Annotated in this window: 17 protein-coding genes; 11 read left to right on the plus strand and 6 right to left on the minus strand. The window is 69.2% G+C overall.

Features of this window, described 5'->3' with window-relative positions; genetic code table 11:
* Positions 1-64 precede the first annotated feature (64 nt).
* The 3 genes from V6K52_RS03145 to V6K52_RS03155 are packed head-to-tail and all read left to right on the plus strand — an operon-like array spanning position 65 to position 6127.
* A complete protein-coding gene (locus V6K52_RS03145) occupies positions 65-2362 on the plus strand; it encodes a CHAT domain-containing protein (protein WP_353952451.1) in 2298 nt (765 codons plus the stop codon).
* Positions 2359-3906 (plus strand): hypothetical protein, encoded by a 1548-nt coding sequence (locus V6K52_RS03150; protein WP_353952452.1) that lies wholly within the window; start codon positions 2359-2361, stop codon positions 3904-3906. Before V6K52_RS03145 ends, V6K52_RS03150 begins: the two co-directional genes overlap by 4 nt.
* Positions 3899-6127, plus strand: coding sequence for a CHAT domain-containing protein (locus tag V6K52_RS03155; protein ID WP_353952453.1), 2229 nt, complete (start codon positions 3899-3901; stop codon positions 6125-6127). Before V6K52_RS03150 ends, V6K52_RS03155 begins: the two co-directional genes overlap by 8 nt.
* A gap of 303 nt (positions 6128-6430) precedes the next feature.
* On the opposite strand, the gene V6K52_RS03160 is transcribed toward V6K52_RS03155, so the two are convergent.
* Both V6K52_RS03160 and V6K52_RS03165 read right to left on the minus strand, forming a co-directional pair.
* Positions 6431-6877, minus strand: coding sequence for a DUF732 domain-containing protein (locus V6K52_RS03160; protein WP_353952454.1), 447 nt, complete (start codon positions 6875-6877; stop codon positions 6431-6433).
* Positions 6878-6934: 57 nt separating this feature from the next.
* A complete protein-coding gene (locus V6K52_RS03165) occupies positions 6935-8188 on the minus strand; it encodes a DUF4143 domain-containing protein (RefSeq protein WP_353952455.1) in 1254 nt (417 codons plus the stop codon).
* A 198-nt stretch (positions 8189-8386) separates the two neighbouring features.
* Here V6K52_RS03165 and V6K52_RS03170 point away from each other — a divergent pair, with 198 nt between their 5' ends.
* The 3 genes from V6K52_RS03170 to V6K52_RS03180 are packed head-to-tail and all read left to right on the plus strand — an operon-like array spanning position 8387 to position 10017.
* Positions 8387-9583, plus strand: a complete 1197-nt coding sequence (locus V6K52_RS03170; protein ID WP_353952456.1) for a glycine C-acetyltransferase — start codon at positions 8387-8389, stop codon at positions 9581-9583.
* Positions 9584-9605: 22 nt separating this feature from the next.
* Positions 9606-9770 (plus strand): PGPGW domain-containing protein, encoded by a 165-nt coding sequence (locus V6K52_RS03175; RefSeq protein WP_353952457.1) that lies wholly within the window; start codon positions 9606-9608, stop codon positions 9768-9770.
* Positions 9771-9795: 25 nt separating this feature from the next.
* Entirely contained in the window at positions 9796-10017 is a 222-nt protein-coding gene (locus V6K52_RS03180) for a hypothetical protein (protein WP_353952458.1), read from the plus strand.
* 43 nt (positions 10018-10060) lie between these two features.
* Here V6K52_RS03180 and V6K52_RS03185 read toward each other — a convergent pair whose 3' ends face one another.
* Together V6K52_RS03185 and V6K52_RS03190 are read right to left on the minus strand one after the other, a co-directional pair.
* The gene (locus V6K52_RS03185) at positions 10061-10549 is read right to left on the minus strand and encodes a heme-degrading domain-containing protein (protein ID WP_353952459.1); all 489 of its coding nucleotides are present in this window, start codon (positions 10547-10549) and stop codon (positions 10061-10063) included.
* A gap of 185 nt (positions 10550-10734) precedes the next feature.
* Positions 10735-11460: a hypothetical protein gene (locus V6K52_RS03190; protein ID WP_353952460.1), complete on the minus strand. Its 726-nt coding sequence runs from the start codon at positions 11458-11460 to the stop codon at positions 10735-10737.
* A gap of 153 nt (positions 11461-11613) precedes the next feature.
* Between V6K52_RS03190 and V6K52_RS03195 the strand changes: the two genes are divergently transcribed.
* From V6K52_RS03195 to V6K52_RS03215, 5 genes are all read left to right on the plus strand, one after another.
* Positions 11614-15837 carry a BTAD domain-containing putative transcriptional regulator gene (locus tag V6K52_RS03195; RefSeq protein ID WP_353952461.1) on the plus strand — a complete coding sequence of 1408 codons (4224 nt, stop codon included), beginning with the start codon at positions 11614-11616 and terminating at the stop codon, positions 15835-15837.
* 358 nt (positions 15838-16195) lie between these two features.
* Positions 16196-17407 (plus strand): IS110 family transposase, encoded by a 1212-nt coding sequence (locus tag V6K52_RS03200; RefSeq protein ID WP_353950462.1) that lies wholly within the window; start codon positions 16196-16198, stop codon positions 17405-17407.
* Positions 17408-17552: 145 nt separating this feature from the next.
* A complete protein-coding gene (locus V6K52_RS03205) occupies positions 17553-18299 on the plus strand; it encodes a DUF2071 domain-containing protein (protein WP_353952462.1) in 747 nt (248 codons plus the stop codon).
* 214 nt (positions 18300-18513) lie between these two features.
* Complete coding sequence (locus V6K52_RS03210; protein ID WP_353952463.1) at positions 18514-19302, plus strand: hypothetical protein; 789 nt, start codon at positions 18514-18516, stop codon at positions 19300-19302.
* Positions 19303-19415: 113 nt separating this feature from the next.
* A complete protein-coding gene (locus V6K52_RS03215) occupies positions 19416-21044 on the plus strand; it encodes a serine/threonine-protein kinase (protein WP_353952464.1) in 1629 nt (542 codons plus the stop codon).
* 50 nt (positions 21045-21094) lie between these two features.
* Here the strand turns inward: V6K52_RS03215 and V6K52_RS03220 are convergent, their stop codons facing one another.
* Positions 21095-22627 (minus strand): cation acetate symporter, encoded by a 1533-nt coding sequence (locus V6K52_RS03220; RefSeq protein WP_353952465.1) that lies wholly within the window; start codon positions 22625-22627, stop codon positions 21095-21097.
* On the minus strand, positions 22620-23051 hold the full coding sequence (locus tag V6K52_RS03225; protein WP_353952466.1) for a DUF485 domain-containing protein: 432 nt from the start codon (positions 23049-23051) through the stop codon (positions 22620-22622). The genes V6K52_RS03220 and V6K52_RS03225 overlap by 8 nt, the downstream gene beginning before the upstream one ends.
* Positions 23052-23056: the final 5 nt, after the last annotated feature.

Here is a 23056-nt window from a genome sequence, read left to right on the forward strand (position 1 = left end):
CTCCTGACGCGGACACTGCCAGAATCTGGGTAGCCACGGTCGAGGCCGGGACACCAGGAGCGCCATGGAACTTCGCGAGGCACTGCCGCTCGACGCGGACCTGATCGTCACGGCGGCCGCAGCCGCTTTGGCCGGCGCACCCGAGTTCCTCCCCGTGGTGATCATCGACCGGTGGACGACTCCGGTGAGCTACCGCGTGGTGGCGGCGTACCTCGTGCTGTCCGCCGCCCACCTGACCGACGCTGACGGCGAGCCGGTCACCCTGCGCTCGGTCTTCGTCGCGGGCAGCGCGTCGACCGCGCAGATGACGGTCTCGGTCGAGTCGTTGGAGGGAGCGCCCGCCGGGTCGGTCGTGCTGCACGGTCGCGAGGTGATGGGCGTGCTGACGCGGACCGACAGCGACCGCGGCGGGGCCGGCTCTGGGGAGATGGGCGCCCCGCCACCCAGCGCTCCTCCCACACCGTCGGCGACGCCACCACCACCGTGGCCGACTGCTCCATCGTCCTCCGGTGCCCCACCCCCGAACGACCCCGGCTCCGCCGCCGCTCTCCCAGACCCCTCGCCCTCGCGCGGCAGGTTCCGCGCGTTCCCCTGTCTGGCCGCGCCGGCCGAGACCACGGTCGGCGCACCGTTCGAGCTCACCATCGGCTTCCGACCGCCCGACCATGTCCGGGCCCTGGACGAGGTCCCGGTGATCATCGCCGGCGCGCCGGAGCAGACCGGCTTCACTGTCCAGGTGGCGGGCTTCGGGTTCACCTTCCCTGAAGGCGCGAGCCGGCAGCTCCTCGTCGCCCGCGACCGGCCCTGGGAGAGCAGCGTCGACGTGGCCGTCACGGCGGGCCCGGTGACCGCGCCGTTCATGCGCACCCTCGAGGTCATCTACGCCTACGAGGGCACCGTGGTTGGTGCCGCCTGGCACGACGTGCGCGTCGTCCCAGCTTCTGAACCCGTTGCCTCGCAACCCGTTTCACCAGCCGACACCGCGCCCACGCTCCTGTCATCGGCCCCCGCCGCGTCGGCTGTCACCCCGGCGCCGACCCGCTCCTCCACGGACCCACCGGTGAGTGGCGGAACGGGTCTCTCGCCGAGCTCAGTGGACCTCGACAACCCCGTCGACCTGACCGTCACCATCCTCTCCAGGCCCGGCCGGCCCGAACTGCAGTGGCAGTTCACCTCGCCCCATCCGCTGCCCCCACTGCCCGACCTCGTGGAGTCCTCGCTGACCGAGGCCGCGGCCGAGGCGTTCGCCGGTCATCTCATGGCGACCATGGCCGCCAAGAAGGGCGCAACAACGCTGGCCGACGAAGTGATCGGCGTCGGGCGCACGATCTCGGCGGCCATCCCGGTGGCGTTCTGGCAGGCGCTGGAGGCTGTCTGGCGGGCCGTGCCCGAGCGGGTACCCACGCTGCTCATCTACACCAGTGAGCCCTACGTCCCCTGGGAGCTCGCGTTCGCCAATCCGGGACAGAACATCGGGAACGATCTGGTGGGCCCGGACGGCGTGCACCTCGGCCTGGCGTGGTCGATCGGACGCTGGCCCCGGCCGGTCCCCCAGAACCACGGCCCCGACCTGCCGGCCGCCCCGCCGGCGGTGACGCTGGAAGACACTCCGATGGCCGTGGTCGTGGGGGACTACGCGGGCGAGCCGATCCCGGAGCTGAAGTTCGCGGTGGCCGAGGGGAGGCACCTGGCCCAGACCTATGGCGCCGTCCCAGTAGCCATCACTGACGCCGAGGTCGACCGGCTGATGAGCGGGAGCCTCACGGTCGCCGACCAGCCGTTCCGTCCCCGCATCGTGCACGTTGCCGCGCACGGCGACAGCAACCTGGATCAGCAGCAGTACTCCGGCATCAAGCTCAAGAGCGCCAAGATGCTCGGCGTCGCGGCCATCAACGGCTCGCGGCTCGGGGCGACCTCCTCGCCGCTCGTCTTCCTCAACGCTTGCAAGGTCGGGACGGCCGGATCGATGCTCAACACCTATGGCGGGGTTGCCGGAGCGTTCATCGGCTCTGGCTGCCGCGCGTTCATCGCGCCGCTCTGGGAGGTCGACGACGACCTTGCCCACGACCTCAGCATCGCGTTCTACCACCACACGCTCGTCGAGCGGTTCACGGTCGGCGAGGCGGTGCGCCGGATGCGGACGACATATGCGGGCGGCGAGCGCGGCACCACCACGCCGCTCGCCTACGTCTTTTACGGACACCCCGACCTGCGCCTGACCCCGCCCGCGGTCGACCCCGGCCCGGACGGTGCCCACCCAGACCAGGCCGACCGCCCCGAGGAGGCCAACCGCCCCGAGGAGGCCAACCGACCCGACTACGACGCCGCCACCAATCACTCCGAGCCTGAGGTCACGCCATGAGCCCCACGCCCCTGGACGGACGCGGCTACCCCGCCGACCTCGGCGGTGGGGTAGTCCTGCGTGCCCCTGGCCTGCTCGGCGAGGCAACGCTCGAGGACGGCCTCCTTGGCGGCACCCGCGGCGAGACCGAGAACGCGACACAGGCCCTACGAGAGGCGATGGACGAGGCCGGCTTCCGCCAGCTGCAGGCCGTCTCGGTCCGCGCCCAGGAGCTTCCCGCGCCTCCGGCGGGCGGCGACGTGCGCTCGGCCGACAACGGTGAGCCCGGGATGGTTCTGACGGTCCCGGGCGTCGGCGGGTCCTTCGGACAGGTCCTCATGCTCGTCGACGAGCAGGGCGTCATCACCTGGCACTTCCCCGACGCGGACGTCGGCCCGGCCGGCCTCGCGGACCGCACGTCATTCACGGTGAGCCGCCGCGTCGCGACTCGTCCACAGGACCGCGTGGAGGGTCCGGCCGGAACGCCGGACGCTGGCAGCGAGGAGACCGGCACCCGCGGTGTCGTGTCCGTCATCGGGACCAAGCTGCTCTCGGTCCTGGTCTTCCCGTTGGTGGAGAAAGGCCTTGCCAAGGTCGCCGACCACCTCGCCAAGCCGCTGGAGGAAGCGACTCACCCCTACGGCATACGGATGATGACCCCGACCGGCTTCAGGGTCAAGGCGGCCGACCCGCTCGACGGGACCGGCTGGGACCGGCTCGGTCGGGGGCGGGCACTGCTGCTGCTGCACGGGACCGCCAGCTCCAGTCACTCCGCGTTCGCCGGTCTCGGCGAGAGCTTCGCGCCCCTGCACGCGGCCTACGGCGGACGGGTCTTCGCCTTCGACCACCACACGCTGTCCGACGACCTTGGGGCCAACATCGAGCGACTCCTCCAGCTCCTGCCGCCGGACCGTCGGCTCGAGGTCGACATCGTGTCGCACAGCCGAGGAGGGCTCGTGGCGCGGGCCCTCTCCGACCGAATGCGTAGCGACGGTGCACCGTTGGACGTGCGTCGAATTGTCTACGTCGCCACCCCGAACAACGGGACACCTTTGGCCGACCCCGCGAGGATCCGTGAGTTCCTCAACCGAGTGACCACGATGCTGAACCTCATCCCGGACGGCCCGTGGTCGGTCGTGACCGACACCCTGTCAGGCATCCTCACCGCGGTGCGGGTCGTCGGCTCCGGGGCCGTCGGCGGGCTGTCGGGCCTGGCCACGATGCGACCGGACGGGGACGTCCTGGGTGGGCTCGGCTGGCTCGAGGGCGAGGGCGAGGAGCAGTACGCCGTCGACGTCGACTTCGAGCCGACCGGCCGGATCCTGCAGCTGGTGCGGGGGGTGGACGGGGTGGTCGACACGGTCTTCGAGAGCGAGGCCAACGACATCGTCGTCCCCACGGGTGGGGTGGCGAGCATCGTCGGGCAGCAGGGGTTCAGGATCCCGCGCGAGCACCGGCTGTCGCTCGGCACGACCAACGCGGCCTGGCACTGCTCGCTGTTCTCCCAGCCACAGGTCGGCGCCCAGCTGCAGGCCTGGCTGACCGCGGGGGCCAGCGATGGCTGAGACCCCGGTGGCCCCGGTGCCGCCCGCCCGCGACGAGCCGGACTCGGCCGCGCTCGCCTCCGCCGAGCAGTTGAGGGCGCAGGTGCAGCTGGCCCGGCGAGCCTTCGTCGACGCCACGACGGCTGAGCAGTACCTCGCCGCTCGAGCAGCGGCGTGGACCGTGGTCGGACCCGCCCACGCGGCCAAGTTGCGCGGGCCGCTGGCCCTGGCCCTGGTGACGGCGGCGGAGTGCGCGTGGTTCGCCGCCCTCGAGGAGGCCTCGCCGGCGCCCGGCTCACCGGGCGCGGGACCCGACCCGACCGCGGTGTTCGGGCATCCCGAGCTGGTCCGGGTCGCCCTTCGTGACACCACCGCCGCCGGTCAGGCGCTGGACCGGTCCTCGCCCGTGGCCCTGCGGATGACCTGGGCGTCGCTGGCGACCCTGGTCCTGGAGAACCTCACCGACCAGCGTCTGCTCGAGCCCGGCGCCGACGACGCCGCCGTCGCACTGGCCCTGGTTGTCTCGCTGGCTGACCTCGTGCCGGCGTCGGTGCCGTTCGTCGACGAGCGTGGCGGCCCGGACAAGGCCGTGCGGCTCGCCTTGGCGATGACCCGGGCCTGGGAGGCCAGCTCCGAGCCGCTGCCCGGCTGGCTGGCGGACCGGGTCGCCGACTCGCTGGACGCCCCCCGACGGGCCGCCCGCAGCCGGCTGGGTCGCCTCGCGGCGTCGGCGACCGGCGACGACGTCGCCGGCGAGACCATCGGCCGCGAGCTGTGGAAGCCGTGGCCTGAGGTGCCAGACGTCGGACGGGTTTTCGCCCTCGTCGAGGCGAGCAGCGCCCGAACGCTCGTGGACGGGATCGCCGGACTCCTCGGTTCGCCCATCGGCGACGCGGTCTCACGCGCGTTGGAACGTGAGGCGACGGCATACGAGCCGGTCGCCCAGGACTCCGCGACCGGCCGCCAGCTGCGGCTGGTCAGTGCGCTGCCGTTCGGCGCCACGCCAGAGGAGGTGGGGCAGCGCGCTGAGGTCATCGGCCGGTTGGAGAGCCGGTATACCGAGCTCGGTGTGGGATTCACCGGTGTCGCGTCGCCCCCTCCCCTGGAGGCGGTTCAGGTGCAGCTGGAGCCGGACCAGGTGCTGGTGCGTTACATCGTCCCGGCCCGGCTGGCGGCGCCGCCACATGTGGTGGTGGTGACCGCGGAAGACGCGGTTGTGGTCCCCCTACCGGGCGCTGACCCCGACGACGCGGGGTTCAAGGGAAGCCTCTCGATCGACGGTCGCGCGCCGGTGGACTACACGCCCCTGTCGATGGCGGTCGCCTCTGTCCGGGCCGAGCTGGAGGAGCCCGCCGACCTGGACCGGCTCGTGGCCCGACTCGTCAACCTGCACGGCGTGCTGGTGCAGCCCGTGCTCGACAGCGGGCTGACCAGCGGTCGCGAACGCTGGCTCGTGGTCCCGGCCGGGCCGTTGCACCTGCTGCCGTGGATGGCCCTGCAGGACCCCAGCGGCCGCTGGCTGCTGGACGACGCGGCGGTAACACTGGTGCCGAGTGCGTCGACCTGGATGCACCTCCTCGGGCGCGGAACCCCACCGGTGGGCCAGCTGCTTGCCCTCGGCGACCCGATCACGGCACCGGGTGAGGGACTGCCGCGTCTGCCGGGCAGCGCGGCCGAGGTCGCCCACCTCGAGCACCAGTGGTCGGCGCGCGGACTGTCCGGCACCGCCCAGACCGGAGCCCGTGCGTCCTTCGCGACCCTCATCGACGGGGCCGCGGACGCCGGGGTACTGCACATCGCGACGCACGGGTCCTTTCCCGACGAGTCCGCGCTCTTCGACCAGGGCTTCCAGCTTGCGCCGGGTCTCTCCCACTCCGGGCGCGTCACCGCAGACGAGCTGCGTCGTCTGCCGCTGGGTCGCACGTGGTGCGCGACGCTCAGCCTCTGCAACGGCGGCGCCTACCGAGTGGGGCCCGGTGGTGAGCCGTACGGCCTAGTCCCGGCCCTGCTCGAGGCTGGCGCCAGCACCGTCATCGCCCCGCAGTGGGCGGTGGACGACGCTGTCAGTGCCTCGCTCATGGCCGACGTGAGCGACCACCTGCTCGACCTCGGCCCGGCGCAAGCCCTCCGCCAGGCTGTTCTCTCCCAACGCAACTCACGTGGTGGCGGGCCGGGTGACCACTGTGCCTTCGTCGCAATCGGTACTGGGGCCGGATCGTCGGCGCCGCCTGCACAACAATGAGTGGTGGGACGCGACTCGCGATCAGGCCCACGCGCGCACCGGCAATAAGACCGAAGGTGGGCGGACGGCATACGTTGAAAATCAGGCGAACCGGTGTGACCGTCGATTGGTCGACGTGGATTTGGTGGCGACGTTCTGGAGCGCGCTGCTCGGTCATGAGCGCGGTCCGTCGCAGGGCGGTTGGTCTACCTCGGCCGGCGCGGGGATGCGCTGCCGCGGCTGTTGTTCCAGCCGGTCGCGGAACCCAAGCAGGGCAAGGTTCGGCTGCACCTCGACTTCGAGGTCGACGGAATCGAACTGACGTCAGCCGATGGAGGCCTTGGTCCAGGCATCGGTCTGAGGAGTGCAGAAGTGGGTGACGGCGGCGGATCCGAAGATCTGGGTCTGCGTGGAGTCGAGTCCCAGGCTGGTCTCCAGGCCCTTGAGGATGGCGTCAGCCGAGGCGTCGGTCGGGCTGGCCTCGAAGTCGGTGCAGATCTTCTTGGCGGCCGACGCAACTTCGTCGTCACTCTTGTTCGCCAGCGGCGGGACGACCTTCTTGATGACGCCGGCCCACGTCGCGTCCGGGACGATGCCGCTGTTCTTGGGTGCCGGGGTCGTGCCCGACGGAGTCGCGGCATCGCTCGCGCTGCTGGTGGTCGTGGGCGTCGAACCCTCGGCGCTGTCGTTGGACTCGGAGCCACAGGCGGTCAGGGCGAGCGCCAACGCCGCACCCATGAGGAGGGTCGTGGGCTTTCGCATGCGCAGCATGCGTCGAAGGTAATCGCCAGACAGGAGGAACGCGACTGGAGGACCAGGGCTCGTCGATCAAGGACCGAGAGACGCGATCGGGAGGACATAGACGCCGTCCCCACGGCGTAGCGCGGCAGAACGCGTGGTGAGGACACCGAGGAACGCCGGCGCCCCTGTCTTCGCCGTATCCACCTTGTCTTGGAATCGCAGTAGCGATGCCGCAGCTGTATCGACAGCACTGGGATTCATCTTCACTTCGAGGGCTCCCCAGCGCCCGTCGTCAAGAGTGATGATGATGTCGACTTTGTGCTGGTTGTTGTCGCGCCAGTGGGAGAGTCGGCCACCCAAGGGCTGGGCGTAGACGCGGAGGTCGCGCACTGCCAAGCCTTCAAAGTGGAAGCCGGTTGCGTTGAGGTCGAGCAACAACTGTTCGGGACCCACGCCGAGGGCGGCGACGGACAGGGACGGGTCGGTCATGAACCTCGTTGGCGTCTTCCGCAGTTGGGTCGTGGAGCGCATGTGAGGAGACCAGGCTGGCACGTCTTCGGTGATCATCAGTCGATTCAGGACGTCGAGGTACCCAGCGACGGTGTCGCGTTGAATCGACCGATCGGCGCCGGCGATGTCCGTGGCGATGGCCTGGGCGCTCATGTCCGTGCCCGTGCCACGAGCGACCGACGCGAGGAGTCGTCGGAGCGTCTCCGGATCACGGCGGACACCCATCTGGGGCATGTCTACTTCCACGATGGTGCGCAGATAGTCGCGGACCCACTGTTGGGCCACGCGGAGAGGCGCATCGATGAGTGAGGGCCACCCTCCGCTGACGATGCAATCCACGAGGGCCGGCACCGTCACACCCGGGTCGAGGCTCGGGGTGAAGTCACCGTCGAAGAGCTTGCTGAGTGACACCTGCCCGGTGGATACGCCCGTCTCGAAGAGGCTCATAGGCCGCATGCGGAGCATCGAATACCTCCCCGCGCCGGTGTGGCGTTGGGCATCATCCACGGGTGTCGCCGAGCCGGTCAGGACGAATGTGCCGGGCGCTCCACCGAGGTCGTCGACCTCGCGACGCACGAGGTTCCAGAGCTTGGGTGCCACTTGCCACTCATCGAAGAGCACCGGGGGCGCTGCGCCCAGGAGGGCCTCGGGGGCGGCATCGACCAGGGCGCGAGCGCCGTCGTCAGTATCGAGACGAAACGTTGTGGTCGCGACACGTTCTGCGGTCGCTGTCTTGCCGCAGGCTTTGGGTCCTTCCATCAGGACGGCGCCGGCGTATTGCATCCGGTCTTCGAGTTCGCGATCAACAACTCGGGGACGGTAGGTCGGCATGCTGAACTCCCTGGCCTGAGTGTGCGTGGACGGTGGAAACCCTCGTTAACAGGTGAATACTCTTGTCTGTAACAGGTAAATACTCTAACCCCCAACGGGTGGATTCTCTAGAGCGTGGCTCGGTCGGCCACCGTTCCCTCACCCGAGGAGGCGGAATACGCTGGCTTCCGTCTTTGACGAACAAACGAGAGGTATGCCGTGTACGGATCCGTGAAGGCCGAGCTCGCTGCGACGTTGGCTGAGATCGAGGCGGCAGGCCTCTTCAAGCGCGAGCGTGAGCTGACCACGCCGCAGTCGTCGCACGTGGGGACGAGTGGTGGTGAGGCGCTGAACTTCTGCGCCAACAACTACCTCGGGTTCGCGGACCACCCGGAGGTTGTCGAGGCGTCGAAGAAGGCGCTCGACGAGTGGGGCTTCGGGATGGCGTCGGTGCGGTTCATCTGTGGCACGCAGACGCAGCACTCGGTGCTCGAGCGGGCGCTGAGCACGTTCCTCGGGACGGAGGCGACGATCCTGTATTCGTCGTGCTTCGACGCCAACGGGGGAGTGTTCGAGGTGCTGTTCGGCGCGGAGGACGCGATCATCAGCGATGAGCTCAACCACGCGTCGATCATCGACGGGGTGCGGCTGAGCAAGGCTGCGCGGTATCGCTACATGAACGCGGACATGGCGGACCTTCGGGTGCAGCTCGAGGCGGCTGTCGCGGCTGGGGCTCGTCGCAAGGTCATCGTGACCGATGGCGTGTTCTCGATGGACGGGTTCTTTGCGCCTTTGGACGAGATCTGTGACCTGGCGGATGAGTTCGAGGCGATGGTGCTCGTGGACGACTCGCACGCTGTCGGGTTCGTCGGGCCGAACGGGCGGGGGACGCCGGAGCTGTTCGGGGTGCAGGACCGCGTCGACATGGTGACGGGGACGTTGGGCAAGGCACTGGGTGGTGCCTCGGGTGGCTACGTCGCGGCGCACCAGGAGATCGTGGATCTGCTGCGTCAGCGCTCGCGGCCGTACCTGTTCTCGAACTCGGTGGCCCCTGGAGTTGTGGCGGGGTCGTTGAAGGCGTTGGAGCTGGTGGACACGTCGTCAGAGGCTCGGGAACAGCTGGTCGCGAACACCACGCTGTTCCGTGAGCTGATGACGTCGGCTGGCTTCGAGCTGCTGCCGGGGTCGCACCCGATCACGCCGGTGATGTTCCCGGGTGAGGACGGCGCCCGGCTTGCGGCTGAGGTTGCTGATCGGATGCTGGCTGACGGGGTCTATGTCATCCCGTTCTCGTTCCCGGTGGTTCCCAAGGGCAAGGCGCGAATTCGGGTGCAGCTCAGTGCTGCTCACTCCGAAGCGGACGTGCGGCGCTGCGTCGACTCCTTCATCTCGGCTCGGGGCTCTGTGAAGGCATGAACGCGTCCAAAGTAGCCGGCGGATGACCTGGCAGGTTGCACTGCTAGCAGCTGGTCTCGGGCTCGTGGCCCTTGGACTCGCCCTGATTCCGCTGCCAGGACCCGGATATTTCTTCGTGAGCCTCGGAGCGATCATCACGGCCGTGGCAGCGGTTCTGACGTCCAGTGCGCGCACCTCGCGTCGCTAATCAGGCCAGTGCGAGACTCGCGGCCATGGGCAGCTACCCCGCGCGGCACTTCAGTCTCTCGAACCCTGAAGGTCCGACAGGACCTGACGTGGTCCTTCTCCTGCGTCGCGTTGCTGACGCCATCGAGGCTGAGGGCGTCAATAGTGAAGACATCCTCGACGTCACCCTGAGCGGCGACTCAGTGAATGAGCACGGGGTCTGGTGGAGCGCCACCGTCTACTGGTCGACCGATGACCCTGGGCAGTAGTCCAGCCAAGAACGCGATTCGTGCCGGCGTGCCATGGCGGCGACTATCTGCTGAGCGAGGCGCTTAGGTGATCCCGGAGGATGCGCACCACGAACCTGTGGTCGTCGAGCTGTGGCAACCCGGACACGCCCATCCAGCCCACGACGCCCGCGTCGCGAACGCGAAGCGGGACTGCGCCTCCGTGCGCCGCGTACTCAGAGTTCGGCAACAGGAACTTCTCGGACAGGGTGGTGTTTGCGTCCCGGCAGAGCTGGCCCATGTAGAGCGACGAGTGCTCGAAGCGCCTGACGGTTCGGCCCTTGCGCTGCAACCACTCGTCGTTGTCCTGGGTCGAACCCGGGAGGGCGGAATGGAACAACTGGTGGTCGCCCCGCCAGATACCAACCACCACGGTCAGACCCTCATCCCAAGCAGCATCCGTCGCGCGCCGACCGAGGTCGTACGCCACCTTCTCCGAAAGGGCAGGAAGGACGGTCTCCGACTCTTCCTGAAGCAACTCGCCAAGCGTGGGCCACGCTTCCTGTGCTGGCATCGCCGTCGTTCCTTCCTAGAGCCGCGCCCTATGAGTCCATGTACATCTCGCCGGAGCGTAACTCGCGGGCTCAAAATCTGATCTGCCCTGACGGGGAGGTAGCCCGCCGGCTGAGGCCATTCGCGGCGGTAAGACGCGAGTCACCAACGCGCGAGATCGGGTACTTCGCCTTCACCACGGCGTGATCAGGGCGCCGGCTTGACGAAGGTGATTGCCTCGGCCACATCGGTGACTCGCTTCACGGACTCGCTGCTGGCGCCGATCGGAGTCGAGGCGGTGACGAGGACGCGTCGGCCTTCGATGTCGAGGATCCAGTACCGGTCGGTCGCTGGGTACTCGAACACGCGCCCCTCATCGCCGGCCTCCCAGAGGACCATTTCGCCGTCGGGACCACAGGCCTTGCCTCCTTCGGAGGAGCTCAGCTCGAGGTACAGGCCGCGGTAGCCGCCGAGGGTTGCGGGGAGCGGTTGGGTCGTGGTGGTCCGCTCCTGCGCGACCAGCGCTTCGGCCAGATCCTCGACGGTTGGGCCCAGCCGTGGGGATGGCCCGTCGATGTCGCATGGGTCGTTGAGGACGCGCGTGGGCGCCCGGTAGAGGATTTGTCCTTGGTTCTCTTTGAGGTCGAGCTCGTCGTGGGTCCAGACGTAGTCCTCCTTGCCCTGGTACCCCGCCGGCACGTCGAGAACGGCCAGCGGCGCCTTGGGGTCGCCGGCGGCGGGCATGGCCCAGCGGCCGGGTCCTTCCAGGTAAGTCTCGGCGACCACGGTGTAGTCGGTGCCAGGCGCTGTGTTGGTGGTCGTCCCGCTGCTGGTCGGGGATGGCCCGGTTTGGGCCGGGGAGTCGCCGTTCGAGCAGGAGGCGAGAACTGCGAGTGCCGCGATTGCGGCGGCCTTATACCTGGTCTGTGGCATTGTCATTTGTCCTTCTCCTTGTGGTGCGGAACCGCTTTTCGGTAGCCGTTGGGTTCAGCAGGCACTCCGCCGGTATTTGCCCGGCCGCGGAGCGGTATCGGTTGGGTATCGGCGCCGTTGACGGCACTCCGGTGGAGGTCGACAGTGGGAGGCATGGGTATCGCCGTGCTCGGCCCGCTTGACGTGGACGGCCGGACGAACGGACTCAGCCCGAGGGACCGCGTGGTGGTCTCGGCGCTGGTCGTTGGTCGCGGCCACCCCGTGAGCGCCGACGCCTTGGCCGACGCGTTGTGGGGTGACGACCCGCCCGCTTCGTCGGTCAAACTCGTTCAGGGTTGCGTCGTACGCCTGCGCAAGGTGCTGGGCGCCGCGGCCATTGAGTCCGGCTCGTGGGGGTATCGCCTCACGCTGACCGACGACGAGGTCGACCACCGGCGGTTCGAACGGCTTTTCGATGGGGCCCGTGACGCACTGGGCGGCGATCCGGCGCGGGCGTCGTACCTCGTCCGCGAGGCGCTGGACCTGTGGCGCGGCAGGGCTCTGGCCGACCTCGGCGAGTGGGAGGCCGGGCGGGTGGAGGCCACCCGCCTCGAGGGACTTCGCATGGACGCCGAGGAGCTCCTCGTGGCCGCCGAGGTGGGCGCCGGGCACGCGCAGGCGGTGCTGGAGAGGGCGCGCGCCTTGGTGGCCCAGGCGCCGTTCCGGGAGCGACGCTGGGTGCTGCTCGCTACCGCGCTGCACCAGGCCGGGCGACAGGCCGACGCCCTCGGAGCAGTGAAGCGCGCCCGGAGCATGTTCGCCGACGAGCTTGGTCTCGACCCAGGCCGTGAGCTGGCCGAGCTCGAAGAGCAGTTGTTGCGGCAGGACCCGACGCTGAGTCCTCCCGAGGTGCACACGGTCAGCGCGTTCTGTCCATATCGGGGGCTGTTGCCGTACGGCGCAGAGGACGCGGACTCCTTCTTCGGCCGCGAGGACGACGTAACGGCGTGTCTGCGTCGGCTTCGCGACGGCGGTGTCCTCACGGTGGTCGGGCCCTCGGGGATCGGGAAGTCTTCGCTCGTCCTCGCCGGGGTGGTCCCAGCCTTGACCCGGGCAGGGACATCGGTGTTCGTGACCACGCCCGGAGCGCACCCCCTGGACTCACTCACCGGCCTGAAGCCCCGGGGCCGGCAGACCCTGGTCGTGGACCAGGCCGAGGAGGCCATCACCGTGTGCTTCCATGCCGCGGAGCGGGAACGGTACTTCGCCGCGCTCGCCGCCCACGTCGGTGCGGGCGGGGCGCTGGTGCTCTCACTGCGCGCAGACCACATCGGTGACCTGGCCCCGTACCCGGACGTCGCTCGAGTCCTGGAGGAAGGCCTCTACCTGCTGGGCCCGATGGGCGAGGCGGACCTGCGCAGCGCCGTCGAGGGGCCAGCGCGGCGGGCTGGCCTCCGGCTCGAACCGGGCCTGGTTGATCTCCTCGTCCGTGAGGTGGAAGGCGAGCCCGCCGCGCTGCCGCTGCTCTCCCACGTGCTGCGCGAGACCTGGGCGCGTAGGGAGGGGCCGACCCTCACCGTGGCGGGCTACCGCGACACCGGCGGGGTCCGGCACGCTGTCGCCCAGTCGGCGGAGGCGTTGTACGACTCCATGGACGACGCCCAGCGGGGCCGGCTTCGCAGCCTCCTCCTGCGCCTGGTGACGCCCAGCGAGGACGGCGACGCGGTGCGGGCCCGGTTGTCGCGAGCCAATCTGGCGATGGACGAGGCCCACCTCCAGCTTGTCGAGCAACTCGTCGACGCCCGACTCGTTAGCATCGACGGGGACACCGTCCAGATCGCCCATGAAGCCCTGTTCCGCGTCTGGCCGAGGCTGCGTGGCTGGCTCGACGACGACGTCGAGGGACAGCGACTGTTCCACCACCTGGTCGGCGCCGCCGACGCGTGGGACGCCATGGACCGCCCGGAGAGCGAGCTCTACCGTGGACTCCGGCTCACTCGCACGCTGGAGTGGCGGGAAAGGGCGCGGCCCGACCTCAACGACATCGAGTGCGCGTTCCTGGCAGAGTCGTCCGCCTTGTCGGAGTCTGAGCTCCGAACCGCGCAGGAACGGGTCCGTCGCGAACGCCGGGTCAACCGCCGTCTCCGAGGGGCCCTCACAGGGGTCGCCGTCCTTGCGGTGTTCGGGCTCGTCACCGGGGTGCTGGCGGTGCGCAGCGCGGAGCGCTCGGAAGGCGACCGCGACCGGGCCCGCAGCGCGGCCGATCTCGCGGACGCCCGGGCGGCCGGAGCCGTGGCGCTGCAGCACCAGGACCGGTCCGTCGCCCCGCTACTTGCGGTGTCGGCGCTCCAGATCGACACCTCCGTGCGAGCCTGGGACAACCTCACCGCGGTCCTCATGCGGTCGCCGTCGCTGCCGTCCCTGCGCAATCCCAAGGGGTTTGTCGTCGACCTGGCCGCGAGCCCAAACGGTGCGCTGCTCGCGGTGAGCCGGCCAGAGGAGGGCAGCGGACTACTCCTGCTGAACGCCGACACTTTCGAACCACTGCCGTTCCCGGACGACATCCCCGCAAGCGGCATCGACTTCTCCCCGGACGGCCACCTGTTGGCGATGGCGGTGAACCAGTGGACCGGCAACAACGGGAAGCCCCCTCGCATCGACGCGCAACCGGTCCGCCTGTACGACATGCCGGGCGGCACCCTCGCCGACCGACAGCTCGGCGGGTTTCCTGAGCGCGGATCGGTCGAGTACGCCCTCGACTTCAGCGCGAACGGACAGCGCCTGGTCGCGGCAGTGGACCAGTTGGACGCAGTCACCGGGGCAGCAGAGGCGACCTTCGCGACCGTGTGGGACCTCGCCGACCCGTCACGGCCGGTGTTCAGCGTGAAGCTGCCGGAGTACCCGATCCTGAAGCTGAGCCCAGACGGCAAGCGACTGTATGTCGCGGTGACGGGCCTCAAACCGGACCGGCCGATCCGGGTGTACGACGTGGACTCAGGTCGGCTGGTTGACTCGACCGAGTCGGCCTCACTCGAAGTGATCGGTGACTTGGCGCCAGGTGCTCTCAGCCCGGACGGGTCAACCTTCGCGGTCGCAACGGGCACCACGGTGGTGCGCGTGGACACCGCGACATTGAAGTTTGTCGGCCCGACACTGCACGGTGACGCCGGCGATGCAATCCTCCGGGTCGAGTACTCGCACAACGGCTCACTCCTCGCGGCAGCCACCGGCAAGGGCAACGTCCTGGTGTGGGACACGGGAACAGGAGCGCTCAGGCACCGGTTCGTGGAGGGCAACGCGTCCTGGGGGCTCGACTTCTCAGCCGACGACCGGACCATCCACAGCGTCGCGGACGACAACTTGACGTCCTGGGACCTGACCGGGGAGCGCGGCCTGTTCTCCGTCGGCAAGGCCTCCGACCTTGCGGACTACGCCGTGTCCACGCCTGCTCCCGACGGGCGCACGCTCGTACGCGAGCGGCTCGGCCAGATGTGGTTCGTCGACAACCAGACCGGACGCGAGACCGCCAAGGTCCCCAAGGACGGGAACGACTCGTATCACCTCTTCTCGCCCGACTCGCGATGGCTGCTGACTTGGCGCGACGGGGGCACACTCCGGTTGTGGGAAGCCGCGACGGGGCGGCTGGTCGCGCAGCGCCCGCCCGCCGGTGATGTCGTCCCGGCCTTCAGCCCGTCGGGCGCCCAGGTGTACGTCAACGTCATCGATGAGAGCCTTTTGATGGTCCTGGATGCGGCCACCCTGAAGCCCGCTCGTGCACCGATCGAACTGAAGACCCCCGTGCTCGCTGTGGTACCGCGTCCCGACGGGTCGGTGTTCGCCACTGCGCGGGACGGTGCGGTGCTGCGCGTCCTACTCGGCACCGGCTCCGTGGCCGTGGTGGCGCCCACGGGCACGTTCCCGCCGGGGACCTTGGAGGTCGAGGTGTCTCCGGACGGCACCCGCTTCCTGATGCCCAACATCAACGCAGACCACTCTGGGATGCAGTTGGTCGACGCCACCACCTGGAAACGGTTCGGCCCCTCGGCCCCTCGGGACGAGAGATTCGGCACCTTCGACCTGTCCCCGGACGGCACCCAGTTCGCCACGCTGCGTGCCGACAGGATCGGGCTGTTCGATGGAACCACCGGCGCGCCCCAGGGCACCATCTCGCTGCCGTCGCTGACACCCGCCGCGCGGATCACCTACCTGCCGGACAGCAGCGGTCTGCTGGTGGCCGGCCTCGACGGCCGGACCTGGACCGTCGACACCAAACAGGGCCCGTGGGTGGACCGCGCTTGCGCGATCGCCGGCCGCAACCTCTCCCACGCCGAGTGGAAGGAGTACTTCCCGGGACGGGCGTACGAGATCACCTGTCCTCAGTGGCCTGCCGGCAGCTGATCCCGTCTCCGGCTATCCCCGGTTGTGGTTCGAGCCCTGGCCGCCGGCGCGACCGCGGCGAGCACGCAGTGTGAAGGACCGCCTGACACCCGCACCCGGTCGCGGCGGGCGAAGGGGGACGCCCATAGTGGGCTACTAGACGATTGCTGGTAGGGCCGGCGTCTGGCCAGACTCGGTCCAGGTGCTCGGCGGGACGCTCTCTATTGGGCTGCCCACCGCTTTGTCGGTGTGGCTCACTATCGGACTGCTGCCCGCCGGGCGCCGTGACGAGGCGTGGCTCAAGAAGGGACTGCCCTGCTCGTAGTAGCACTGCCCACCTCGCCGTCCACATCGGGTACGAGCAAGGTAGGAGCGGCACATGGAACGTGTTGTCATCGGGGTCGATCCCCACAAGCTGTCGGCGACGATCGAGGTCGTTAACGATCATGAACGGCGTCTCGGTTCGGGCCGGTTCACCACCGACCGGGCCGGCTACACCGCGATGCGAACCTACGCCAAGGCGTGGCCGGACCGGGTGTGGGCGGTCGAGGGCGCCAACGGTGTCGGACGCCCCCTGGCGCAGCGGCTCCTGGAATCAGGGGAGCATGTCGTGGACGTCCCGGCCAAGCTCGCCGCCCGGGTCCGGCTCTTCGACACCGGCCACAACCGCAAGACCGATGCCCACGACGCACACTCGATCGCGATGGTCGCGGTGCGCACTTCGGGCCTTCGGGTGCTGCAGGTCGACGGTGAGCTGGAGGCGCTCAGGTTGCTCGTGGACCGCCGTGAGGCGTTGACCCGGCGACGGGTCCAGAGCGTCGATCGGCTCCAAGCCCTGCTCGCGGAATTGCTTCCCGGGCAGGCGAAGAAGGACATCACCACCGGTCAGGCCAAGCGCATGCTCGCCTCAGTTCGCCCGCGTGACGTCGCCGGCAAGACCCGCCGCCGGATAGCAGCAGAGGAGCTCGCCGAACTGGTCGCGGTCGAGGCCAAGATGAAGAAGGCCACCGCCGAGCTGAAGGCGATCATCCAGGCCCGCGGCTCACACCTGACGGACATCCCCGGCATCGGACCTGTGGTCGCCGCCCGTGTCCTGGCTGACGTCGGCGACATCGCCCGGTTCGCTGACCGCAACCGGTTCGCGTCCTGGACCGGCACCGCACCGCTGGACGCCTCCTCCGGGGAGAACAACCGGCACCGTCTCTCCCGAGCGGGTAACCGCCGGGTCAACCACATGATCCACATCGCCGCGATCACCCAGCTCCGGCTCGACACCGACGGGCGGACCTACTACCGGCGCAAGCGCGCCGAGGGCAAGAAACCCCTCGAGGCACTGCGCTGCCTCAAGCGAAGGATCTCCGACGTCATCTATCGACAGCTGGTCGCCGATGCCTCACCCGCCCAAGCCACGGGCAAAGAGGCGGGCCCGGGAGGGCAACGCGGGGCGTCTCATACATCCAGCGCGACCGGCTCGCACCCGCACACCGGCACTTCGGATCAGCCACTTCCCGGACCCGCACCAAGGACGCTACGCGCGACAGCCGCGCTGCGAAAGACCGAGCCCACTAAGCACCTAGAACCGGCCGGTTGACAACAGAAGGGAGCCGGTGTGACGCGGGTTTGAGACCGTCAGGAGGCAACGAGCTGCGTGAAGCCCAAGCACGCAGCGAGCTCGTCAGTTGGTGAGGCGGCTCCGGGGGTACTGCACCCTTCTGCGGCGTGCTTAAGGTGGAAGCGTGAACGACCCAGGTGTCGAGCCCGTCTCCCCGGAGGCGCCAGAGCTGACTGGCCGCGTCATGATGAACCAGAGCTGGCGGGACCTGACGTTCCTGCACTGGGCCGTCGACCCGGACCGGGTTGCGCACCTCATGCCGCCCGGCGTCCGCCCCGACACCCTTGACGGCGTCACCTACGTCGGGCTGATCCCGTTCCGGATGGTCGGTGCTGGCATCGCCCGCGGTCCGGGGATCCCTTGGCTGGGGTCGTTCCTGGAGACCAACGTGCGGTTGTATTCAGTCGATGACACGGGACGCCGCGGCATCGTGTTCCTCAGTCTCGACGCTGACCGGGCGGCGGTGGTGGTCGGTGCCCGCGTGGCGTTCGGGTTGCCCTACCGCTGGGCACGGATGCGCTACGGGGTGAGCGGCGACGTGCACTCGTATGACGCGAGCCTGCGCCATCCCGGGAGGTCGGCCGAGAGCCATGTGGTCATCCGTGCGGGAGCAAGGCGTCAGAGCACCGAGCTCGACGAGTTCCTCAGCGCACGGTGGGGACTGCACGTGCACTGGTGGGGCCGGACGCTGTTCGTGCCCAACCGCCACGAGGTGTGGCCGGTGCACGACGCCGAAGTGCTGGTCCTGAACGACGAGCTCGTGGCATCGGTGGGGTTGCCGGGCCTGACTTCCCGCCCACCCGACCATGTGGCGTTCAGCCCCGGGGTGCGCACGCACTTCGCCTTCCCCAGATCGGCGATCGCCAGCTGACATTCGGCGTCTCACCGAAGCGGCACGAAGCACCTGGACGCGCTGGCGAGTGACTCCGCAGCTCGGGTATGCCGGGTATCCCGTCCACCCCAACGTTCACCGGTCTGCCCGATGGTGTTCAAACGCTGCGCCGCGCTGGGCCCCCTTGTTACGGTCCAAGATGTGGAGTCGCCTGCAGCGCAGGACGACTCACAGCTTGGCCAAGGAGGACGGGATGAGCGATCCGAGCAAACCCGAACGCTCGCCAGACGGCGCTGGCTCTCGCGGCGTGGTGGTCACTGCCGCCGGCCCGAACATGCGCAGTCTGCTTCACCAGTTCGCGTTGCCGACATTCCAGCAGTTCGGCAACCGCTGGGGGTACCAGGTGCGCGCTCGCGATCTCCCTCGTGACGGAACCGCAGCTGACGAAGCCGCCCAGCACGCGAAATGGGCCAAACTCACGGTGATGCGTGAGGCCCTGGCCGAGTTCCCCCTCGTGCTGTGGCTCGACGCCGACATCCTGCTGACGCGGACGGACGAGGACATCGCCGACCACCTGCACCCCGACCATTTCCAAGCCTTGGCCCTGGAGCACGTTCCTTTCGAGCATCGGGTCAATCCGAACACGGGGGTGTGGCTGATGCGGTCCTGTCCTGAGGCGCTCGCCTTCCTCGACGCCGTCGAGGCGGCCGGACCACAGCCCGGGCCCTGGGCAGACCAGGGCGCCGTCCTCGCCGCCCTCGGTTGGAACCGAGGTGACGAGGTGTATCGCTGGGCCGGCCCCGGGGTCGGATCGCCGTTCCTTGCAGGAACGAGCTGGCTGCCACCGGGTTGGAACCAGCCCTATCTTGACGGGCGAACGAGCGAGAACTGCTACAACTCTGTGCCAGAGTCCTATGCGACCCGGCCCAGCGTGCCGTTCCCGCACGCGGTCCACTTCATGGGAATGAGCTGGCCAGCTCGGGCCGAGCACATGAGCCGGGTCGCCGCCACGGTGCTGCGGGACTCCGCTGAGCGGGCCTGAGTTTCCGCCCGCCAGACCACGTGGCGTTCAGCCCAGGAGTGCGCACGCTCTTCGCGTTTCCGAGGTCGGCGAGCACTTAAACTCGACGAGTCAGGGGTCAGGAAGGACTTTGTGTGACTGTTCCAGAAGCACTTCTCGCTGGCCGCTACCGCCTCATCAAGGTGATCGCCACCGGAGGAATGGGAGTGGTCTGGGAGGCGTGGGACGAGCGTCTCGAGCGCCCAGTGGCGGTGAAGCAGCTGCGCACTCTCTCGGGCGTCCCCGAAGATGAGGCGGAGATGGCCAAGGACCGCGCCATGCGGGAGGCGCGCATCACCGCCCGGCTGCACCACCCCAACGCCGTGCCCGTCTTCGACGCGGTCGAGCACGACGGCCAGCCGTGCCTGATCATGCAGTTCGTGCCCTCGACCCCGCTGTCCGCAGTGCTCCGCGACAGCGGACCCATGCCCTTGAGTCGCGTTGCCAGGATCGGCACCGAGATCGCCTCCGCGCTGGCGGCCGCCCACAAGCTGGGGATCGTCCATCGAGACGTCAAGCCCGGCAACATCCTCATCACGGCCGATGGGTCGGCTCACATCAGCGACTTCGGCATCTCCCACGCGATGGGCGATGCCACCCTCACGCACACCGGGATGATCCACGGCACGCCCGCCTACCTGGCGCCGGAGGTGGCTCGAGGCGAGAACGCCTCCTTCCCTGCCGACGTCTTCTCACTCGGGTCGACTTTGTATGCCGCGTTGGAGGGCGCTCCGCCCTTCGGGTCGGAGAGCAACTCCATCGCACTGCTCCACAAGGTGGCAGCCGCCCAAGTCCCATCGCCGACACGTGCCGGAGACCTGACCCCCTTCCTGCTCGACATGCTGTCCTCGGAGCCCGACTCGCGCCCCACCATGGAGACGGTCGCCCTCGAGCTGGCCGATCTCCAGACCGACGGCCAACCTGCCGAGCCGCCGTTGGCGGTCCCCCAGGATGCGACCGCGATCCTGACGAACTACACGGAACCTGACGACCGGCGAGACCAGTCCTTGGGGCTGCCAGGGCTGCCGGGGTTGGCTGCGGCCGGTGCCGCACGACCGGTAGCGGCCGCCCCTGGCCCCTCGACACGGCCGTCGGAAGAGGAGCGCCGTCGACGTCCTTCACCCCTGCTCCTGCTCCTGGGTGCCGGCGTCGTGCTCGCGCTGGCGGTGGTGATCGGGGCCGCGCTCACCGACAACCTGGGTCGTGACTCCGCGGCCGACAGGAGCAACACAACGCAGACGACGCCGTCCAGCGCGCCGCCGACCTCTCCGCAAGAGTCCGAGACGACGCCTGCACCCACAACACCTGCGCCCTCGACGCCTGCCCCGACGACGACGGCGCCCACCCCCACGCCCACACGCACGCCGAGTCCGACGCGAGCGACCCCGACCCCCACGGCCCCCGCACCCGCGGGCCGGGCGGCGCAGCTCTCGTCGGCGATCACCAACTACTACTCGCTGCTCCCCGACGGCACGGACCAGGCCTGGCCGTTGATGACAGCCGGCTACCAAGCCAGCCCCTCCGGTGGCCGGAGGTCCTACGAGAACTTCTGGAGCAACATCGATGACGTGAAGGTCAGCAACGTCCGGGCCTCAGTTCCCGACCGGGTCGTGGCCACCCTGACCTACACCTACGGCAACGGACGGGTCGACGTGGAGCGCACCAGCTTCCGGCTGGTCGACGAGGGCGGGGTCCTCAAGATCGCCGCATCGCAGGTGCTCTAGCAGGAGATCGCGGGCGGCCCGGACTGCAGCCCTGACATCACGCGCCGGACTCAGTCGCTGAGGCGGCTTCGGGCCAGGTGGACCCTCTCTGGTGTGTGGAGGCGGACCATGAGCCGGGCTGTGTCGCGGGGGATCGTGGCTGGGGTTGCCAGGGACACGATGACCGCCGTCGCAAACGCCAATGGAGTGCACCACGCTGCAGGATTCGCCAGCAGCGCGCCGGCCCAACCGTCCAAGGGCCCTGCGGCATAGGTCGTCACGGCCGCCGACGTCGCTGCCAGCGCCCCCACCACCAACCCGGCCACAGCACCGGTCCGGCTCAACCGCCGCCACCACACTCCAAGGATCAGCAGCGGCGCGAACGTCGCCGCCGCCAACGAGAACGCGAACCCCACGGTCGTCGCGATCCCGATCTGCTCGACGAACCGCGCCACGATGAACGGCACCGCCACAGCTGCGACAGCCGCCAACCGGAACCCCCCAAAGCCAAACGCATCCCCACCCGTCAGGCGCGACAACCGAGGCCGCAGAAACTCCTGGTGCAGCACGCCCGTCACCGACATCGCCAACCCCGACGCCGTCGACAACAGCGCAGCAAACGCCCCACCCGCCAGCATCGCCGTCAGCAGGTCCGCGCCCAGACCATCCATGACCTGCGCCGGCAACTGGATCACGATCGTGTCGGACCGCACCCCCTCCGGCAGTGACGGCAAGGCCACCCGGCCCAGCACGGCATACACCGGCGGCAGCAGATAGAACACGCCCAACAGCGCAACGACCGACACTGTCGTTCGTCGCGCCGCCACCCCGTCGGGGTTCGTGTAGTAGCGCACCAACACGTGCGGCAACCCCATCGTCCCCAGGCACAGCGCGAGCATCATCGACGACGTCCGATAGAACGGGTGGTCATCCGGCGACTGGGGCACGAACGGCAGCGACCATGAGCTCGACACGTCGGGCCCCCCGCCGCCAGAACGCATCCAGAGCGCGATGAGCACGAACGCCGGCACCGCCAGACAGGTGAGCTTGATCCAGTACTGCATCGCCTGGACGAACGTGATCGACCGCATCCCACCGGCCCCGACGGCAACAGCAACGACCACCGCCACCAACAACGACCCCACCCACTGCGGCGCCCCCGTCACGAGCTGCAACGCCAAGGACGCACCTTGGAACTGCGGCACGAGATACATCCAACCGATGGCCACCACCAGCACCGCCGCGAGCCGCCGCACCAGCACCGACCCCAGCCGCGCCTCGGCGAAGTCAGGCAACGTGTAGGCCCCCGAACGCCGCATCGGCGCCGCCACCATCACCAACAAAACCAGGTAGCCCAATGTGTAGCCCACCGGCAGCCACAGGAGGTCGACGCCCTGGTCATAGATCAGCCCGGCAACGCCCAAAAAGGAAGCAGCAGAGAGGTATTCACCAGAGATGGCACTCGCGTTCAACCGCGGCGACACCGTCCGCCCCGCCACATAGAAGTCCGAGGTCCGCCGTGACAACCGCAGCCCCCACGCCCCGACCACCATCGTCGTGAAGCAGACGAGGCCGACGGCGATGATCGAGAACGCGTCAGCCATCGCGCCGCCCCGGGCTCTCGGGCTCAGCCCCAAGGCCGGGCTCGACGATGTCGGCGAACTCCGACTCGATCCGCTCGGCCTGCCGCACATAGCCCCGCGCCAGCAGCCACGCCGCGGGATAGACGAGCACCCCCAGCACGAGCCACGGCAGCGGCACCCCCACCAGCGTCATCGTCCGCGTCGACGGCACGAACGTCAGCAACAACGGGAACCCACCGATCGCCGCGGCCATGAGCGCCAGGACGGTGAGCGCCAACCGCAGCTGGGCCCGCCGCAGCCCGTCGATGTAGACGTCACCCAACTCGGTCTGCTCGTCGAGGTCGCGCGCCTGCACCCGGGCGTGCGCGGTCACCGCCGCCACGGCCGACCGCCGTGAGCTCGTGACGCGCACCCGCGGCGGCACCCCCGAGCGCTCGGGTGTCATGGAGT

The organism is Knoellia sp. S7-12, from assembly GCF_040518285.1.
In the GTDB taxonomy this organism is placed as follows: Bacteria; Actinomycetota; Actinomycetes; order Actinomycetales; family Dermatophilaceae; genus Knoellia.

What these genes read in the sequence shown, in the direction of transcription:
- V6K52_RS03145 (WP_353952451.1), top strand. Translation starts at nt 65, where the DNA reads ATGGAACTTCGCGAGGCACTGCCGCTCGACGCGGACCTGATCGTCACG.
- V6K52_RS03150 (WP_353952452.1), top strand. Translation starts at nt 2,359, where the DNA reads ATGAGCCCCACGCCCCTGGACGGACGCGGCTACCCCGCCGACCTCGGC.
- V6K52_RS03155 (WP_353952453.1), top strand. Translation starts at nt 3,899, where the DNA reads ATGGCTGAGACCCCGGTGGCCCCGGTGCCGCCCGCCCGCGACGAGCCG.
- V6K52_RS03160 (WP_353952454.1), bottom strand. Translation starts at nt 6,877, where the DNA reads ATGCTGCGCATGCGAAAGCCCACGACCCTCCTCATGGGTGCGGCGTTG.
- V6K52_RS03165 (WP_353952455.1), bottom strand. Translation starts at nt 8,188, where the DNA reads ATGCCGACCTACCGTCCCCGAGTTGTTGATCGCGAACTCGAAGACCGG.
- V6K52_RS03175 (WP_353952457.1), top strand. Translation starts at nt 9,606, where the DNA reads ATGACCTGGCAGGTTGCACTGCTAGCAGCTGGTCTCGGGCTCGTGGCC.
- V6K52_RS03180 (WP_353952458.1), top strand. Translation starts at nt 9,796, where the DNA reads ATGGGCAGCTACCCCGCGCGGCACTTCAGTCTCTCGAACCCTGAAGGT.
- V6K52_RS03185 (WP_353952459.1), bottom strand. Translation starts at nt 10,549, where the DNA reads ATGCCAGCACAGGAAGCGTGGCCCACGCTTGGCGAGTTGCTTCAGGAA.
- V6K52_RS03190 (WP_353952460.1), bottom strand. Translation starts at nt 11,460, where the DNA reads ATGCCACAGACCAGGTATAAGGCCGCCGCAATCGCGGCACTCGCAGTT.
- V6K52_RS03195 (WP_353952461.1), top strand. Translation starts at nt 11,614, where the DNA reads ATGGGTATCGCCGTGCTCGGCCCGCTTGACGTGGACGGCCGGACGAAC.
- V6K52_RS03200 (WP_353950462.1), top strand. Translation starts at nt 16,196, where the DNA reads ATGGAACGTGTTGTCATCGGGGTCGATCCCCACAAGCTGTCGGCGACG.
- V6K52_RS03210 (WP_353952463.1), top strand. Translation starts at nt 18,514, where the DNA reads ATGAGCGATCCGAGCAAACCCGAACGCTCGCCAGACGGCGCTGGCTCT.
- V6K52_RS03220 (WP_353952465.1), bottom strand. Translation starts at nt 22,627, where the DNA reads ATGGCTGACGCGTTCTCGATCATCGCCGTCGGCCTCGTCTGCTTCACG.
- V6K52_RS03225 (WP_353952466.1), bottom strand. Translation starts at nt 23,051, where the DNA reads ATGACACCCGAGCGCTCGGGGGTGCCGCCGCGGGTGCGCGTCACGAGC.